The organism is Pseudomonas sp. AS2.8 (genome assembly GCF_014190935.1).
In the GTDB taxonomy this organism is placed as follows: Bacteria; Pseudomonadota; Gammaproteobacteria; order Pseudomonadales; family Pseudomonadaceae; genus Chryseomonas.
Map to the genome: position 1 here is coordinate 517,332 of NZ_JACHVV010000003.1, position 13,412 is coordinate 530,743.

The 13,412-nt window shown below is 63.5% G+C and carries 13 protein-coding genes and 1 pseudogene; 9 read left to right on the forward strand and 5 right to left on the reverse strand.

The window, feature by feature from the left end:
• Window positions 1-231: 231 nt before the first annotated feature.
• The 4 genes from purE (at window position 232) to FHR73_RS14835 (ending at window position 2,898) form a co-directional block, all read left to right on the forward strand.
• The gene (purE, locus tag FHR73_RS14820; RefSeq protein ID WP_183632278.1) at window positions 232-726 is read left to right on the forward strand and encodes a 5-(carboxyamino)imidazole ribonucleotide mutase; all 495 of its coding nucleotides are present in this window, start codon (window positions 232-234) and stop codon (window positions 724-726) included.
• Complete coding sequence (locus FHR73_RS14825) at window positions 723-1,805, forward strand: 5-(carboxyamino)imidazole ribonucleotide synthase (RefSeq protein ID WP_183632280.1); 1,083 nt, start codon at window positions 723-725, stop codon at window positions 1,803-1,805. Before purE ends, FHR73_RS14825 begins: the two co-directional genes overlap by 4 nt.
• A 128-nt stretch (window positions 1,806-1,933) precedes the next feature.
• A complete protein-coding gene (locus tag FHR73_RS14830) occupies window positions 1,934-2,182 on the forward strand; it encodes a GlsB/YeaQ/YmgE family stress response membrane protein (protein WP_007160058.1) in 249 nt (82 codons plus the stop codon).
• A 167-nt stretch (window positions 2,183-2,349) separates the two neighbouring features.
• Window positions 2,350-2,898 (forward strand): DUF3299 domain-containing protein, encoded by a 549-nt coding sequence (locus FHR73_RS14835; RefSeq protein ID WP_183632282.1) that lies wholly within the window; start codon window positions 2,350-2,352, stop codon window positions 2,896-2,898.
• Between the two features lie 110 nt (window positions 2,899-3,008).
• Here FHR73_RS14835 and FHR73_RS14840 read toward each other — a convergent pair whose 3' ends face one another.
• Window positions 3,009-3,386, reverse strand: coding sequence for a glutathione S-transferase N-terminal domain-containing protein (locus FHR73_RS14840; protein WP_058790760.1), 378 nt, complete (start codon window positions 3,384-3,386; stop codon window positions 3,009-3,011).
• A 140-nt stretch (window positions 3,387-3,526) separates the two neighbouring features.
• Here FHR73_RS14840 and FHR73_RS14845 point away from each other — a divergent pair, with 140 nt between their 5' ends.
• Entirely contained in the window at window positions 3,527-4,195 is a 669-nt protein-coding gene (locus FHR73_RS14845) for a uracil-DNA glycosylase family protein (RefSeq protein ID WP_183632284.1), read from the forward strand.
• A gap of 75 nt (window positions 4,196-4,270) precedes the next feature.
• Here FHR73_RS14845 and FHR73_RS14850 read toward each other — a convergent pair whose 3' ends face one another.
• The gene (locus tag FHR73_RS14850) at window positions 4,271-4,708 is read right to left on the reverse strand and encodes an acetyltransferase (protein WP_183632286.1); all 438 of its coding nucleotides are present in this window, start codon (window positions 4,706-4,708) and stop codon (window positions 4,271-4,273) included.
• 879 nt (window positions 4,709-5,587) lie between these two features.
• A pseudogene (gene radC, locus FHR73_RS14855) lies at window positions 5,588-6,262 on the reverse strand (RadC family protein).
• A 138-nt stretch (window positions 6,263-6,400) separates the two neighbouring features.
• On the opposite strand from radC, the gene coaBC reads away from it, so the two are divergent.
• From coaBC to argB, 4 genes are all read left to right on the forward strand, one after another.
• Window positions 6,401-7,624 (forward strand): bifunctional phosphopantothenoylcysteine decarboxylase/phosphopantothenate--cysteine ligase CoaBC, encoded by a 1,224-nt coding sequence (gene coaBC / locus FHR73_RS14860; protein WP_183632289.1) that lies wholly within the window; start codon window positions 6,401-6,403, stop codon window positions 7,622-7,624.
• Window positions 7,617-8,072 (forward strand): dUTP diphosphatase, encoded by a 456-nt coding sequence (gene dut / locus FHR73_RS14865; protein WP_158890681.1) that lies wholly within the window; start codon window positions 7,617-7,619, stop codon window positions 8,070-8,072. The genes coaBC and dut overlap by 8 nt, the downstream gene beginning before the upstream one ends.
• A 1,212-nt stretch (window positions 8,073-9,284) precedes the next feature.
• Window positions 9,285-10,679, forward strand: a complete 1,395-nt coding sequence (algC, locus tag FHR73_RS22445) for a phosphomannomutase/phosphoglucomutase (protein ID WP_218568701.1) — start codon at window positions 9,285-9,287, stop codon at window positions 10,677-10,679.
• A gap of 74 nt (window positions 10,680-10,753) precedes the next feature.
• Window positions 10,754-11,656 (forward strand): acetylglutamate kinase, encoded by a 903-nt coding sequence (gene argB, locus FHR73_RS14875; protein WP_017639223.1) that lies wholly within the window; start codon window positions 10,754-10,756, stop codon window positions 11,654-11,656.
• 60 nt (window positions 11,657-11,716) lie between these two features.
• Here argB and FHR73_RS14880 read toward each other — a convergent pair whose 3' ends face one another.
• Both FHR73_RS14880 and FHR73_RS14885 read right to left on the reverse strand, forming a co-directional pair.
• Complete coding sequence (locus FHR73_RS14880; RefSeq protein WP_183632291.1) at window positions 11,717-12,568, reverse strand: DUF1989 domain-containing protein; 852 nt, start codon at window positions 12,566-12,568, stop codon at window positions 11,717-11,719.
• A gap of 15 nt (window positions 12,569-12,583) precedes the next feature.
• Entirely contained in the window at window positions 12,584-13,249 is a 666-nt protein-coding gene (locus FHR73_RS14885; RefSeq protein ID WP_183632292.1) for a GntR family transcriptional regulator, read from the reverse strand.
• Window positions 13,250-13,412 lie beyond the last annotated feature (163 nt).

Genomic DNA, 13,412 nt, shown 5'->3' on the forward strand with positions numbered 1-13,412 from the left:
AGGGCTGGGGTGAGGGCGCTCTTCAAGGCGATCCCTTCCGAATCACCCAGGCCTCTAGCCCGCACTTCTCACCCCACACCACCACCCATTCCATGGGCGTTACAGCCTGTCCTGCAACCGACAGGCGATACCCGGCGCAGGGGCACGCTTCGCCACGCTTTCGTCTATACTGTCCCGCTCATTTCCCAAGCCACGTCCACCGCGTGGCTTCTTCATTTCAGAGGCACGACGATGAGCGCACTCGTAGGCGTGATCATGGGCTCCAAGTCCGACTGGTCCACCCTGAGCCACACCGCCGACATGCTGGACAAGCTGGGCATTCCCCACGAAGTGAAGGTGGTCTCCGCCCACCGTACCCCCGACCTGCTGTTCCAGTACGCCGAAGAGGCTGCCGGGCGCGGTATCGAGGTGATCATCGCCGGTGCCGGTGGCGCCGCCCACCTACCGGGCATGTGCGCCGCCAAGACCCATCTGCCGGTGCTCGGCGTGCCGGTGCAGTCCTCCATGCTCTCGGGCGTCGACTCCCTGCTGTCCATCGTGCAGATGCCGGCCGGTGTACCGGTCGCCACCCTGGCCATCGGCAAGGCTGGCGCCATCAACGCGGCGCTGCTGTCCGCCAGCATCCTCGGCAGCAAGTACCCCGAGTACCACGAGCGGCTGAACGCCTTCCGCGAAGAGCAGACCCGCACCGTGCTGGACAATCCCGATCCGAGGGAGCAGGCATGAAGATCGGCGTCATCGGTGGCGGCCAACTGGGCCGCATGCTCGCCCTGGCCGGCACGCCGCTGGGCATGAACTTCGCCTTTCTCGATCCGGCGCCGGATGCCTGCGCCGCTGCCCTGGGCGAACATCTGCGCGCCGACTACGGCGACCAGGATCACCTGCGCCAGCTGGCCGACGAGGTCGATCTGGTGACCTTCGAATTCGAGAGTGTCCCGGCCGAGACCGTGGCCTTCCTTTCGCAATTCGTGCCGGTCTATCCATCCGCCGAAGCCCTGCGCATCGCCCGTGACCGCCTGTTCGAGAAGTCCATGTTCCGCGACCTGGGCATTCCCACCCCGGCCTTCGCCGACATCCTCTCCCAGGCCGACCTGGACGCCGCCGTGGCCCGCATCGGCCTGCCGGCGGTACTCAAGACCCGCACCCTGGGCTACGACGGCAAGGGCCAGAAGGTCCTGCGCCAGCCGGAAGACGTCACCGACGCCTTCGCCGAACTGGGTAGCGTACCCCTGCTGCTGGAAGGCTTCGTGCCCTTCACCGGCGAGGTCTCCCTGGTGACCGTGCGCGGTCGTGATGGCGAGGTGGCCTGCTACCCGCTGGTGCACAACACCCACGAGAGCGGCATCCTGCGCCTGTCGGTGGCCAGTTCCGACCACCCGCTGCAGGCGCTGGCCGAAGACTATGCCCGCCGCGTGCTGGAACAGCTCGACTACGTTGGTGTGCTGGCCTTCGAATTCTTCGAGGTCGAGGGTGGCCTCAAAGCCAACGAGATCGCCCCGCGCGTGCACAACTCCGGGCACTGGACCATCGAAGGCGCCGAATGCAGCCAGTTCGAGAACCACCTGCGCGCCGTGGCCGGCCTGCCGCTGGGCTCCACTGCCAAAGTCGGCGAGAGCGCCATGGTCAACTTCATCGGCTCGGTGCCGCCGGTGGCCGCCGTCACCGCCCTGGAAGACTGCCACCTGCACCACTACGGCAAGGCCTTCAAGGCCGGGCGCAAGGTCGGTCACGCCACCCTGCGCAGTGCCGATGCCGCCACCCTGCAGACCCGCATCGCCGCCCTGGAAGCCCTGATCCAGGACTGATGCCAAACGGCTTCCGCACACGGAAGCCGTTTTCCCCTGAACCTCGAAGGATCACCGGTGGTCGGAGAGTACAACGACGCCTGCTGACCGGCGTTGTCTTACCAGCACTTAAACAGGGGATTCTTCACATGGGCATCATCGCAACCATCATCATCGGTCTCATCGTCGGCCTGGTTGCCCGCTTTCTCAAGCCGGGCGACGACAGCATGGGCTGGATCATGACCATCATTCTGGGCATCGTTGGCTCCGTGGTCGCCACCTACCTGGGCCAGGCACTGGGCATCTACCGTGCCGGCGAAGGCGCAGGCTTCATCGGTGCCGTGGTCGGCGCCATCATCGTGCTGTTCATCTACGGCATGGTGACCAAGCGTCGCTAAGACGCCGCTTCGCTTCGGCGAAGCCAAGTAGCACAGCGTTTCCGCCCCTGGTGTCGCCCGTCGACCCAGGGGCTTTTTCATGGGCGAGGCTCTGCTTTGCGGCCTGGCGACTGGACCCCTGGCCTGGCGCGCCGCACACTCGGACTTTTGCCTCCGACCTGCCGACCATGCCCAGACTGCTCATCACCCTGCTGCTCGCCAGCCTGCCGCTGCTGACCCACGCCGCCAAGGGCGAACCGCCGGAAACCAACTGGCTCGACCTGCTCACCGCAGAAGATCGCCACGCCCTGGAAACCATGCCCGAGATCAGCCACAACAGCCCTGAGGCCCCGGGTGGTTTTGGCTCGCCTGGCGGACTCAAGCAGAAGGACAGTGGCCTGCCCGAGGTGATGCACTCCACCCGCACCGTGGCCGCTTTGAATGGGCAGAACGTGCGGTTGGGGGGCTTCCCGGTGCCGCTGGAGACCGACGCCAAGGGCAATTTCCGCGAATTCTTCCTGGTGCCCTATCCGGGCGCCTGCATCCATGTCCCGCCGCCCCCGCCCAACCAGATCGTGCTGGTGCGCTACCCCAAGGGCGTACCGCTCCCCGACATCTACGAGCCCTACTGGGTCATCGGCACCCTGCACACCGAGTCGGTCGACAACGCCCTGGCCGAGGCGTCCTACACCCTGGACGCCAGCAAGGTCCGCAAGGTCGAAGAAAGCGATCTCTAACGATCGTAGGTTGGGCTAAGACAGCTCCACCGTCGAAGCCCAACAGCCAGAGGTGGCAGCGTAGGGTGGACAACGGCGCAGCCTTGTCCACCAACGATCACACGCAAACCCTAGGCCGACTGCCGCTCACCGTAGCGCTGCTCCAGATAGGCGATGATGTCGTCCGACTCGTACATCCACACGCTCTGGCTGCCTTCGTCGATCCGCAGGCAGGGCACCTTCACCCGGCCACCGCCCTGTTCCAGCTCGGCGCGCAGCTGAGGGTCCTTCTTGATGTCCTTGAGGCGGATCGGCAGGTTCAGCCGATGCAGCGCCCGGCGCGTCTTCACGCAAAAGGGGCAGGCCTGGAACTGATAGAGCGACAGATTCGCCAGCTCCGCCTCGATGGCAGCCTGAGCCTGCTCAGTGCGCTTGAGCTTGCGGGGCCGGGTCACCAGATCCAGGCCGACGATCACCTGGCCGAGGCCGTTGCGTAGCAGATTGATCAACGCGATTCACCTTGAGGGTCGTTCGAGCCGGGCAGTTTACCCTATCGACCCAGGGCTGCCGCTCCGCCAGTCGTTACGGAACGTCACCCGCAGGACAGGGCTCTACTAGAGGGATTAATTCCTCGATGGAGACCTGTTGCATGCCGCTGTCTTCCGCAGAGCGCGAAGCCTTTCGCCAGCTCGCTGCCGATCTTCCGGGTGTCGATCTTCCGGTCTATGAACAGTTCGCCAAGGACCCGCTGGACCCCATCATCGGTCTGGGCGATCCCGATGCGCCGCTAGGCTTCTTTGGTCGCGATCCGGGGCGGGACGAGGTGAAATACAGCGAGCCCTTCATCGGCAGCGGCGGCCAGATCGCCCGCAAGGTCCTCTATACCCATCTGCACGGCCAGCCCCCGGCCGACTTCGAAGCCACCCGCAGCCTGAGCCAGCAATTCTTCTGGGCCAACACCGTGCCCTACAAGCCGCTTGGCAACAAAGCCTGGTCGGAACGGGTGAAAAAGACCTTCCACCCCCTGATGCGCCGCCTGCTGATAGAGCACTGGCACGGCACCCAACTCATCACCCTCGGCCGTGAAGCCTTCCTCTGGTTCGGCATCGGCCAATCCAAGGAAGAGCGCGCCCGCCTGGAAGCCTTCTGGAAGAGCGAAGAACGCTTCGAAAGCAGCATCGAGGTCACCCTGGAAACGGAGGAGGGCGCGCGTAAGACACTGACCCTCGATCCACTGCCGCATCCGTCGCCGTTGAATCAGACGTGGTATACGAGGTTTCCGGGGTTGTTAGAAAGTAGAATAAAAAAACTCGTATAGGGTTATAACGTAAGCGTACGGCGAATTCACCTTCCGAACTCCCGCTTTAAGGGCGAGCGATTCACTACTACAGTTCTAGCCGGGCAGGCTCAAGTGTAGCAAGGGGAAGGGGCGGCCCTCGCCATCCAGCGGAGAACGACCTGTTTGAACAAATCCGTAATGTAAATAGAACCCTACCGCTTCAGGGTTCTGTTCATTCACATCAACACTCATCTGACTGCGCAAACTACGGGCATGATCCAGCAGTGCGCGGCCAATCCCTTTCCCTCGAAGATCTGGTTCGATGAAGAGCATCTCTACGTGGTTTTCATTGAGCCCGATGAACCCTAGCGGGCATTTCTCGGCATCTACCGTAACCCATAATTCAACAGCGGGTAGGTAAATATCGCGGAGCTGAGGAAGCAATGCCTCGATATCGGATTCTTGCAGGAAGTGATGTGTGGCGCGAACGGAGCGCAGCCAAATGCTGAGCAGCTGCGGATGGTCGGCGTTAGTAGCCTGACGAATGATCATAGAATCATCCTTTACAATTGATATCGGAAATGAGGCGCGCTAGTAGATAGCGACCGTAAAAGTGTCGGCAACTTGTATGACCGCTTCGCGAGTTAACGCCTGGGCGGTTCACGGCAGAGGTAGCCGGAAAGGAGGGAGGAAGGACGATACTGGGAGGCTTTGGGGGTGTCAAAAAAAGTTACGGAAGGGAATGGTGGAAGCATACCTGACAGATGGTGGCCGGGCCGGTAGGGATCTCACGCGGGACGCTAGAACCGGATGATGTCAGGAGCTTACGGTGACTTACCCGGACGCTTACGTTATAACAAGATTCTTATGCCATCTTGGATGCCGAAATAAAAGGGTTCTGGTCTTTTGTATGCTCCTTGTTTGGGGTAGGTCTAGGTACCTTTCTTATAGGGTTTTTAGGAAAAACCCAGATTGAAAATCGCTTGAGGCGAGTATAGATCACGAGTATTCAAAGGATTTGGAGCGCATCAAGGATTAGATAATTAGAGATCAAGTCAAGGCCATCGAAGAGTTAAAAAGAGAAATTCAAATCAGAGATAGAGCCGCAAAGATTGCTGATCTTTTATCGGAGTGGTTTTCATGGCCTGAGAGCCGAAAAAAGCTAAATTTGCTGACTTTCGAAGCTATTTTGTGGCTTCCTGATGAGATTCTTGAGGACCTCTCTGCAGTGCTTTCACATTCTCCAGATGCGCCTAATGTCAGACAGGTCTTAAGCAAAGTAAGAAAGCATTTGCTAGGGCCTACAAATTTAGGCCCAGAAAAATTTATAATTTTCAAGGATGATACTAGTAACTGTTCCAAAAAAATTACCCAAAATAAAATTTTTTAAAATATTTCTCTAAATAGTTTTAAAAGCATTAGATTCAATAGCTAGAGCCAGCCATATTCCGCCATCGACAAGGGCTCCCCATCCCCCACGATGAAATGATCCAGCACCCGCACATCGATCAGCGCCAGGGCGTCCTTAAGTCTCGTGGTGAGCAGGCGGTCGGCCTGGCTGGGTTCGGCGATGCCGGAAGGGTGGTTGTGGGTGAGGATGACGGCGGCGGCGTTATGGGCGAGGGCGCGCTTGACCACCTGGCGGGGGTAGACGCTGGCGCCGTCGATGGTGCCGTGGAACAGGGCTTCGAAGGCCAGCACCCGGTGGCGGGTGTCGAGGAACAGGCAGCCGAAGATCTCGTGGGGTTCGTGGCGCAGGCGGGCCTTGAGATAGTCGCGGACCTGCTGAGGGCTTTCCAGGGCCGAGTCGCGCTTGAGGCCTTCGGCCAGGTGGCGGCGGCCCATTTCCAGGACCGCCTGCAACTAGCTGAACTTGGCCGGGCCGAGGCCGAGGTGGGCGCTGAAGGCGGCGAGATCGGCTTCCAGCAGGGCTCTGAGGCTGCCGAATTCCCCGAGCAGCTGGCGGGCGAGGTCGACGGCGCTTTTGCCGGCCACGTCGGTACGCAAGAAGATCGCCAGCAGTTCAGCGTCGGTAAGGGCCTGGGAACCCTGTTCCAGCAGTTTCTCCCGCGGCCGTTCCTGGGCCGGCCAATCCTTGATGCTCATGGGTGCTCCTTGTCTGGCGAGGCGCCTGCGTCCTGCAGGCGCTGTGCTATCTTAACCGGATCATTCGCGGGTGCGCGCAGGCCTCGATTGGCCGCGTAATGCCCGTCCCAGACGGTTCGAACACGGAACAAAGGCTATATGCAGCGGCTCCATCGTAAACGCATCGTGCTGGGCGTCGGAGGTGGCATCGCCGCTTACAAGAGCGCCGAACTGGTGCGCCGACTTAAGGATCAAGGCGCCGAGGTGCGGGTAGTGCTGACTCGCGGCGGTCGCGAATTCATCACGCCGTTGACGCTGCAGGCACTGTCTGGCCTGCCGGTGCATCTGGATCTGCTGGACCCGGCCGCCGAAGCGGCCATGGGACATATCGAGCTGGCCCGTTGGGCTGATCTGGTGTTGGTCGCGCCGGCCACTGCTGATGTCATGGCGCGCCTAGCCCAGGGCGTGGCGGACGATTTGCTCACCACCTTGGTGCTGGCCACCGATGCTCAGGTAGCCCTGGCGCCGGCTATGAACCAGGCCATGTGGCGCGATCCGGCTACCCTGGCTAATGCCGAGCTCCTGCGCAGCCGTGGTATCAAGCTGTTCGGTCCGGCCAGCGGCAGCCAGGCCTGTGGCGACGTCGGCCCCGGCCGGATGCTGGAAGCCACCGACCTCGCCCAACTCGCCGCCGACTGCTTCCAGCGACTCGACCTGACCGGTCGCCACGTGGTCATCACCGCCGGCCCGACCCAGGAAAACATCGACCCGGTGCGCTACATCACCAACCACAGCTCCGGCCGTATGGGCTTTGCCCTGGCGGAAGCGGCGGCGGAGGCGGGCGCGCGCGTCAGCCTGGTGAGCGGCCCGGTGCACCTGCCGACCCCCGATCGCGTCGAGCGCATCGACGTGATCAGCGCCCGCGACATGCTGGCCGCCTGCGAGGCGCTGATGCCCTGCGACGTGCTCATCGCCTCGGCGGCGGTGGCGGACTATCGCCCCGAGGTCATCGCGCCGCACAAGCTGAAGAAGGACCCCACCCGCGGTGACGGTCTCCTGCTGGAGCTGGTGCGCAACCCGGACATCCTCGCTACCCTGGCAGGGCGCCCGGATCGGCCCTTCAGCGTCGGCTTTGCCGCGGAAACCCAGAACCTGCTGGAGTACGCCCAGCGCAAGCTGCGCGACAAGAATCTCGACCTCATCGTCGCCAACGACGTGGCCAATCCGGCCATCGGTTTCAACAGCGAAGACAACGCGGTCACCGTGATCGACCGTGGCCTGCACGAGATCCGCTTCGAGCAGACCAGCAAGGGCAAGATCGCCCGGCAACTCATCGCCCTGATTTCCACCCACCTGAAAGACACTGCCCAGACCCATGCATAGCCTTCAAGCCAAGATCCTCGACCCGCGCCTGGGGCGCGATTTCCCGCTGCCGTCCTATGCCACTCCCGGTTCGGCCGGCCTCGACCTGCGCGCCATGCTGCAGGAGGATCTGTTGCTGGAGCCGGGGCAGACCGTGCTGATTCCCACTGGGCTCGCCATCCATGTGGCCGATCCGTCGCTGGCGGCGCTGATCCTGCCGCGCTCGGGCCTGGGCCATAAGCACGGCATCGTGCTGGGCAATCTGGTCGGCCTGATCGACTCGGACTACCAGGGCGAGCTGATGGTCTCCTGCTGGAATCGTGGCCAGACCACCTTCACCGTGAGCGTGGGCGAACGTATCGCCCAGCTGATGCTCGTACCTGTGGTCCAGGCGCACTTCGATATCGTCGACAGCTTTACCGAGACCGAGCGGGGCGCTGGCGGCTTCGGGCATTCCGGTACCCGCTGACGCCAGACACGCAAGACGCGCCGTGACATAAAGGAGAAGAACGGCATGGCTAGGGGCAAGAACGGCAAGGATGTGCGCAAGGCGGCCCCCCGGGTCGCGGTTTTGCCCGGCATGGGCGCGGGGCTGCTGCTGGCGCTCGCGGGCCTGCTGCTGGCCGCGCTACTACTGTGGTTTCTGGTGTTGCAGCCGCAGGGCGCGCGCAACCAGGAGCAGCAGGCGGATCAGGCACTGCAGGCCCAGGCCGCCTCCCTCAATCAGCTGCTGGTCGGCCTGACCCGTCGGCTGCAGGGTGCCGCCGGGGATGCCCTGGTGCTACAGGCCTTGCAGGGCGACGATCCGGCGGCGCGCAAGGCGGCCGAAAGCCAGCTGCGCGAGCGCCTCGGCGTGGTCGATGTGCTGGTGGTGCCGGCCGGCATGCGCCAGATCGAAGACGGTCGCCCCGGTCCCCTCAACTATGCCGCCCTCGATCTGCTCAAGCGCCTGGAAAGCGGTCAGCGGACGCCGCCGGAAGCCTATCGGCTGGGCGATCGCTGGCTGGTCTACAGCGCTCAGCCCATCCGCCGCGGCGATCAACTGCTCGGCAGCGCCGTACTGGTGGAAGAACTGCCCGCCGTACTGCAGGGCTGGGCCACGCCACCGGCGAACGTCGGCCAGTGGCGCCTGCTGCAGCAATTCCCCGGCGGCAGCGTGCAGGTGCTGGCCAGTGGCGGCACCTCGGGCGATCCGGCGCTGACCCGCCGGCTTGCCACCGGCAGCCCGCTGTGGACGCTGGAGCTGGCACCCGCCGCCGAGGCCGGTGCCGATACGCCCCTGGGCCTTCCGCTGGTGGCGCTGCTGCTGGCGCTGTTTGGCGTGCTGACAGGCTTTTGGCTGTTTTCCCGGGAGCTGTCACGTCGGCTCCGTGACGACGTCCGCAGTCTGACGGCCTATGCCGAGGAACTTGAATCCAATCAGATAGCCAAAAGCCCGACTTTGCGCCTGGCGGTAATGGAACCCGTGGCCAAGTCGACGGCCCGATTGGCCAGCCGATCGGCCGGGTCGTCGCCGGACCTGTACGCCACCGCTCCCAACGATGCGGTGGCCAAGACCCTGGCGGAGTTTGCCGACAGAGGCCGCACCCAACAGAGCGAGCCGCTGTTCCAGACCACCGACATCCTCGATATCAGTATCCTCGACGAAGACCAGGATCTCCTGGGATTGGAGAAACCCCCGATGAGCACTACCCCGCAAGCCCCCCAACTCAACGCCAGCATCTTCCGCGCCTACGACATCCGTGGCGTGGTGGGTGACTCCCTGACCGCCGAAGCCGCCTACTGGATCGGGCGCGCCATCGGCTCGGAGAGCCTGGCACGTGGCGAGCCCAACGTGGCCGTCGGCCGTGATGGCCGCCTGTCCGGCCCCGAGCTGGTCGCCCAACTGATCAAGGGCGTGGCCGACAGCGGCGCCAATGTCAGCGATGTCGGCATGGTGCCGACCCCGGTGCTCTACTACGCAGCCAACGTGCTCGAAGGCAAGTCCGGCGTCATGCTGACCGGCAGCCACAACCCGCCAGACTACAACGGCTTCAAGATCGTCATCGCCGGCGAGACCCTGGCCAACGAATCCATCCAGCGTCTGCGCGAGCGCATCGAGACCGGCGACGTGGCCAGCGGCCAGGGCCAGATCAAGCAGGTCGACGTGCTCAAGAGCTACGCCGACTACATCCGCAACGACGTGGTGCTGGCCAAGAAGCTCAAGGTGGTGGTGGACGCCGGCAACGGTGTCGCCGCGGTCAATGCGCCCCAGCTGATCGAATCCCTGGGCTGCGAGGTCATCCCGCTGTTCTGCGAGGTGGACGGCAACTTCCCCAACCACCATCCGGATCCGGGCAAGCCCGAGAACCTGGAAGACCTGATCGCCAAGGTAAAGGAAACCGGTGCCGACCTGGGCCTGGCCTTTGACGGCGACGGCGACCGCGTCGGCGTGGTGACCAACGAAGGCAAGATCATCTATCCCGACCAGCTGCTGATGCTGTTCGCCAAGGACGTGGTCTCCCGCAACCCGGGCGCCGACATCATCTTTGACGTCAAGTGCACCCGCCGCCTGAACAACCTCATCGCCGGCTACGGCGGTCGTCCCATCATGTGGAAGACCGGCCATTCGCTGATCAAGAAGAAGATGAAGGAAACCGGCGCCCTGCTGGCCGGCGAGATGAGCGGCCACGTGTTCTTCAAGGAACGCTGGTTCGGTTTCGACGATGGCATCTACAGCGCCGTGCGTCTGCTGGAGATCCTCAGCCAGGAGAAGAACAGCGCCCAGCAGGTATTCGATACCTTCCCGGTAGACATCTCCACTCCGGAGATCAATATCCAGGTGACCGAAGAGAGCAAGTTCGGCATCATCGAGACCCTGCAGCGCGACGCCCAGTGGGGCGATGCCCAGATCACCACCCTGGACGGCGTTCGCGTCGATTACCAGAACGGTTGGGGTCTGGTGCGTGCGTCCAACACCACGCCGGTGCTGGTGCTGCGCTTCGAGGCAGAAACCCTCGAGGAGCTGGAGCGCATCAAGACGGTGTTCCGCAAGCAACTGCTGGCGGTGGAGCCGGATCTGAATCTGCCGTTCTGACCTCGGGTCAGCGGTAGCACAGAGGGCGCCTAGGCGCCCTCTGTCTTTTCTTAGTCGACCTTGAGAGGTGAGCCATGACCCTGAGCCGCGAGGATGCCTCGCACGTCGCCGAGGTGCTGTCCGAGGCGCTGCCCTATATCCGCCGGTTCGTCGGCAAGACGCTGGTGATCAAGTACGGCGGCAACGCCATGGAGAGCGACGAGCTCAAGGCCGGCTTCGCCCGTGACATCGTGCTGATGAAGGCGGTGGGCATCAACCCGGTGGTGGTGCACGGCGGCGGTCCGCAGATTGGCGACCTGCTCAAGCGGTTGTCCATCGAGAGCCACTTCATCGACGGCATGCGCGTCACCGACGCCCAGACCATGGACGTGGTGGAGATGGTCCTGGGTGGCCAGGTCAACAAGGACATCGTCAACCTGATCAACCGCCATGGCGGCAAGGCCATCGGCCTGACCGGCAAGGACGCGGGCCTGATCCGCGCCACCAAGCTCAAGGTCAGCCGGCAGACGCCAGAGATGACCAAGCCGGAGATCATCGACATCGGCCATGTGGGCGAGGTTACCGGGGTTAACATCGACCTGATCAACATGCTGGTGCGTGGCGACTTCATCCCGGTCATCGCGCCCATCGGCGTGGGTCCGGACGGCGAGTCCTACAACATCAACGCCGACCTGGTGGCGGGCAAGGTGGCCGAGGCGCTCAAGGCCGAGAAGCTGATGCTGCTGACCAACATCGCCGGTCTGATGGACAAGCAGGGCCAGGTGCTCACTGGGCTGTCCACCGAGCAGGTGAATTCGCTGATCGCCGACGGCACCATCTACGGCGGCATGCTGCCGAAGATCCGCTGCGCGCTGGAAGCAGTGCAGGGCGGCGTGCAGAGCGCCCACATCATCGACGGCCGGGTGCCCAACGCGGTGCTGCTGGAAATCTTCACCGACGTCGGCGTCGGTACGCTGATCTCCAACCGCAAGCGCTGAGCGCTTTCGGTCGGACCCAAAACGGCGCCCCAGGGCGCCGTTTTCATTGCTGGCCCGGGCTTACTGCTCCCAGCTGGCCTTAGGCAACGTCAGGCCGTGCTGGCCGTTGTAGGTCGCCCGCTTGGGCGACTCCCAGCCCTGCAGCAGCGCCTCCTCGACCCGGTAGATCTCCACTCCCAGCGGACGACAGACCTTGAGCGGGTCCTCAGCGTCCGGGCCCCACATCGCCAGGGACAGGTCGCCGCCCGGGCAGGTGGACAGGGCGCAGAGCACGTCGATCTCGGCGAAGAATTCCAGGTAGTCGCCGGGCTTGGCCGGGCAGGCCTTCATGAAGTACAGGTCGTCATGGTTGAGGCCGGTGCACTGGAAGATGTTCAGCACATCGTGGACATCGAACTCGGTGAGGCCGTGGGGCAGCACTGCGCGGGTCAGATTCGAATGGCAGTGGTGGTGGAAGTCCTCGCCGGTGAGCATCTTGTTGACGTAGGGATCGCAACGGGTGCCGAGCAGATCGTGCAGGCGGCCACCGTGTTCGTCGATGCCATAGCCGGCCAGGCTGTCGTCGGTGATGGTCAGCAGCGGACGCAGGAAGGGCAGGTTGGACCAGAGGCGGTCGTAGGTACTGACGTGGGCGCCCTGCAGTTGCCGGGTACGCGCGGCCCACATCCGTTCGCGCGGATCCTCGGCGTTCCACACGTTGAAATCTCCGACCTGAGGCCCGTGCGGAGTGGTGACGCGGAACAGATGGCCAGCGGGGACCTTCCAGGCGCGACCGGTACGGATCGGAATCTCGAATTGCTCGATCAGGGTGCGCCCGTCCTTGCGTTCACGCAGCCGATCGTAAAAGGCCTGATCGACCTGCAGGGCGGAGCCCTGGGTGGACTGGTAGGCAGCGGGGTAATCCTTGTACATGGGAGGTCTCCTCGGTCAGAGCGGCCTGGCTGCGCTGAGCAGATCCAGTAGCCGATTTTCGGAATCGTCGAGATAGCTGGCCATGGCCTCGCCCGCCGCCTGGCGGTGCCCGGCGGCGAGCAGGTCGTGGATCTGGCGGTCGCGGGTTATCCAGGGCCGCTGGAAGTGTTCCTCGTCGGGCGCGAGGGAAAACAGCAGGCGCATTTGGGCGGCAACGGTGGCGAAGAATTCATCGAACAGCGGACTGCGTAGCAGGCCGACTATGTGCTGATGGAAATGCAGGCTGTGGGTGCCGAGGGCGCGCCAGTCCTCGCGCGACTGCGCCAGTTCAGCCGCCTCCAGGGCATCCAGCATCCGGTCGGACTGGTATTCGCGCAGCGGGCGGCTGGTGAGGATGGCCTGCAGTTCCAGGGTACGACGCACCTTGAAGAGGTCGCGCACCTCGGCCAGGCCCAGGCGCCGCACCATGACCCCCTTGTGTCGCACATAGGTGGCCAGGCCCTCGCGATCCAGCTGGTGCAGCGCCTCGCGGATGGTGTTGCGCGAGGCGTTGTAGGCCTTGACCAGTTCAGCCTCGACCAGCGCCGTACCGGGTAGGAGGTGGCCGCCGATGATGTCTTCGCGCATTTCCAGAAGCAGCTGAGCCCCCAGGGACAATGCCGCCGTTTCCTTGCCGCTCATGAGTCTTGGCTATCCGATTGTTCAACAATGCATTGAAATCGGGCTTGCACGGTGCGTGCCAAGACTCTTGGGTGCAGGAGGCCGATCGCCCTGCATCAGGACGTCGGCTACTGGCAGTTGAGGGGGGTGATAGGCAGCCAGGCGTATGCCAGGTGTCAGGCGC